The sequence below is a fragment of the Kribbella sp. genome (assembly GCF_035655035.1).
GTDB lineage: Bacteria > Actinomycetota > Actinomycetes > Propionibacteriales > Kribbellaceae > Kribbella.
This window is the reverse complement of sequence record NZ_DASRVN010000270.1, coordinates 1-3,009: the sequence shown is the minus strand read 5'-3', so window position 1 is coordinate 3,009 and position 3,009 is coordinate 1. Positions and strand designations below refer to the sequence as shown.

Here is a 3,009-nt window from a genome sequence, read left to right as displayed (position 1 = left end):
GTGTGGGGGTTGCGGGGGAGGGGATGGGGCGGGCGGTTTCTGTTACGGCGGACAGTGCTTATGAGCCAGCGGGTGGGCGGCTGGGTGGGCCCTTGGTGTTGGTGTCTGTGGGAGTGCGGCCTCATGTGGACGGGGTGGAGGGGCTGGTTGCGGCGGTTGAGGGATGGGCGGCGGCTGGGGTTGACGGGGTGCACCTTCGGCCGGCGTCGCTCGAGCTGGATGTGCCGTTGATCGCGGACGAGTTGCTGCCGCGGTTGCGGGAGCGCGGGCTGGTGGGGCCCGCCGAGCGAGGTTGGAGTCTGCGCGGGCGCCTCGGGTTGGCGCGGCCGCGGAACACGTTTTCGGGGAGCGCACGATGACCAAGCAGATCCACCTCGCCGCGCACTTTCCGGGCGTCAACAACACCACCGTGTGGTCGGACCCGGCGTCCGGTTCGCAGATCGACTTCGCCTCGTTCCGGAAGCTTGCGGAAACCGCGGAACGCGGCACCTTCGACTTCTTTTTCCTCGCCGAAGGCCTGCGACTCCGCGAGGTGAAGGGCAAGATCCACGACCTCGACGTCGTCGGCCGCCCGGAATCCCTTACCGTGCTCAGCGCCCTGGCCGCGGTCACCACCCATCTCGGCCTGGCCGCCACCGTGAACTCGACCTTCAACGAGCCGTACGAGCTCGCGAAGCGGCTGGCCACCCTCGACCACGTCTCCGGCGGACGCGCCGCCTGGAACGTCGTCACCTCCTGGGACGCCTTCACCGGCGAGAACTTCCGCCGCGGCGGCTATCTGGACAAGGCCGACCGGTACGTCCGCGCGCAGGAATCACTGCGAATCGTCCGGAAACTGTGGGATTCCTGGACCGCCGACGACCTCGTCCTCGATCAGGCAGTGGGCGCCTTCGCCCGCGAGGGCGCTGGGGCCTTCGCGGACGCCGGCCCGCACTTCGACATCCACGGACGGTTCGGGCTGCCCCCGTCGCCGCAAGGCCGGCCGGTGATCATCCAGGCCGGTGACAGTGAGGAGGGACGGGAATTCGCCGCCGCGAGCGCGGACGTGATCTTCAGCCGGCACGGGACGTTCGCGGCCGGGCAGACCTTCTACAAGGACGTGAAGTCCCGCCTGGCGAAGTACGGCCGCAGTGACGAGTCGCTGAAGATCATGCCGGCCGTGACGGTGGTGGTCGCGGACACGGACGCCGAGGCGATCGAGACAGCGGCGTACATCCGGGAACAGCAGGTTTCCGGACCGACCGCGCTGGTGCTGGCGGAGCTGCTCTGGGGGCGCGACCTGTCGGCGTACGACCCGGACGGGCCGCTGCCGGCCGAGGACCCGGTGGTCGGGTCGTCGGTGACGCAGGGCCGGGTCGGGTACAACGACCCGTTCCCGATCGTTGCGGAATGGCGTGCGCAAGCGGCGGAAAACGGGTGGTCGTTGCGGCAGACGGTCATCAACCAGCAGAACCGGCAGACGTTCGTCGGTTCACCGAGTACGGTCGCGGAGGCGGTCAACCGGCACGTTCAGGAAAATGCGGCAGACGGTTTCGTCCTCGTTCCGCACCTGACACCGGGCGGCCTCGACGACTTCGTCGACCGGGTCGTTCCGTTGCTCCGCGAGTACGGCGTGTTCCGCTCGGAGTACGGCGGTACGACGTTGCGCGACCACCTCGGGCTGTCGCGATGACGGTTTCCGAGATGCGTCCGTGGAAGGAGCCGCCGGCGACGGTGGTGTTCGTCGGCGGCGGGCCGCGGACGGTGGGGTTGCTGGAGCGGTTCGCGGCCGGTGCGGAGGAGTTGCTCGGGGGTCGCGACGTACACATCCATGTCGTCGATCCGTACCCGGTGGGTGGCGGGCGGATCTGGCGGCGGGAGCAGTCGCGGCTGCTGTGGATGAACTCGATGACGTCCGACGTCACGATCTTCACCGACGACTCGGTCGAGTGCGAGGGGCCGATCGCGCCGGGGCCGGACCTCGCGAGCTGGGTCGCCGGTGAGGGCGCGGTGATCCTGGAGAAGGCCGGGCTGGAGCAGCCGGGCCCGATGGACTTCCCGCCGCGGCTGGTGCAGGCGGAGTACCTGGCGTGGGTGTGGGAGCGCGTCCTCCGCGATCTCCCCGCGACCGTCAGCATGCACCGGGAGCGGGCCGTCGAGCTGACCGCGGACCAGCGGGTGATCCTCGAATCCGGTACGGAGATCGCGGCCGACGCGGTGGTGCTTGCCCTCGGCTACCTGGATCGGTTGCCGACGGCATCGGAATCGGCGTGGGCGGCGCAGGTTGCGGATGTGGGGCTGACCTACATTCCTCCCGGGTACACCGCGGACGTCGACCTGGACGGGCTGCGGCCGCGGGAGCCGGTGATCGTGCGTGGGTTCGGGCAGGCGTTCGTCGACCTGATGGTGCTGCTCACCGAGGGCCGTGGCGGCTGGTACGACGAGTGCGACGGACTGCTCACGTACCACCCGTCCGGCGACGAGCCGATCCTGTACGTCGGCTCCCGCCGCGGTGTCCCGTACCACGCCAAACTCGGCTACACCGTCGCCGGCACCAAGCCCGTCGCCACGCACTACCTGACGAAGGACGCGCTGGGCGACGGTCCCCTCGACTTCGATCGCGACGTACTCCCGCTGATCGAGAAGGAGCTGGCGTACGCCCACTACAAGCAGCTCTTCACCGCCCACCCAGAACGCACCCGCCTCCCGTGGGCGCAGTTCGCCGCGGCACTTGACGCCTGGTCCCCAACCCCGACCCAGCCGGCAGATGGGTTGACGGAAAACGTATTCGGGGTGGCAGTTGCGGAGGCTGTGCCGGATCCGAGGGATCGGTTCGTTCGGCATGCGATCGATCGGCCGTTGGACGGGCTCGTTTTCGCGGAGCGGGGAGAGTTCGAGCAGTTCATGGTCGGGCTGATCGAGAACGACCTGTTGCGGCGGGCGGATGCCTCCTACTCGAGTGATCTGGCGGTGTTCAACGCCCTGCTCAGTGTTTACAGCGTGTTGTCGCGGGTGATCACCGGCGGGCAG

The 3,009-nt window shown here is 69.0% G+C and carries 2 protein-coding genes; both read left to right on the top strand.

Annotation, left to right across the window (positions count from 1 at the left end; all coding sequences use genetic code 11):
• Nucleotides 1-355: 355 nt before the first annotated feature.
• Nucleotides 356-1,672 carry an NtaA/DmoA family FMN-dependent monooxygenase gene (locus VFF46_RS15675; protein ID WP_325037846.1) on the top strand — a complete coding sequence of 439 codons (1,317 nt, stop codon included), beginning with the start codon at nucleotides 356-358 and terminating at the stop codon, nucleotides 1,670-1,672.
• The coding region (locus VFF46_RS15670; protein WP_325037845.1) for an FAD/NAD(P)-binding protein at nucleotides 1,669-3,009 on the top strand (1,341 nt) is incomplete at its 3' end. The genes VFF46_RS15675 and VFF46_RS15670, both read left to right, overlap by 4 nt.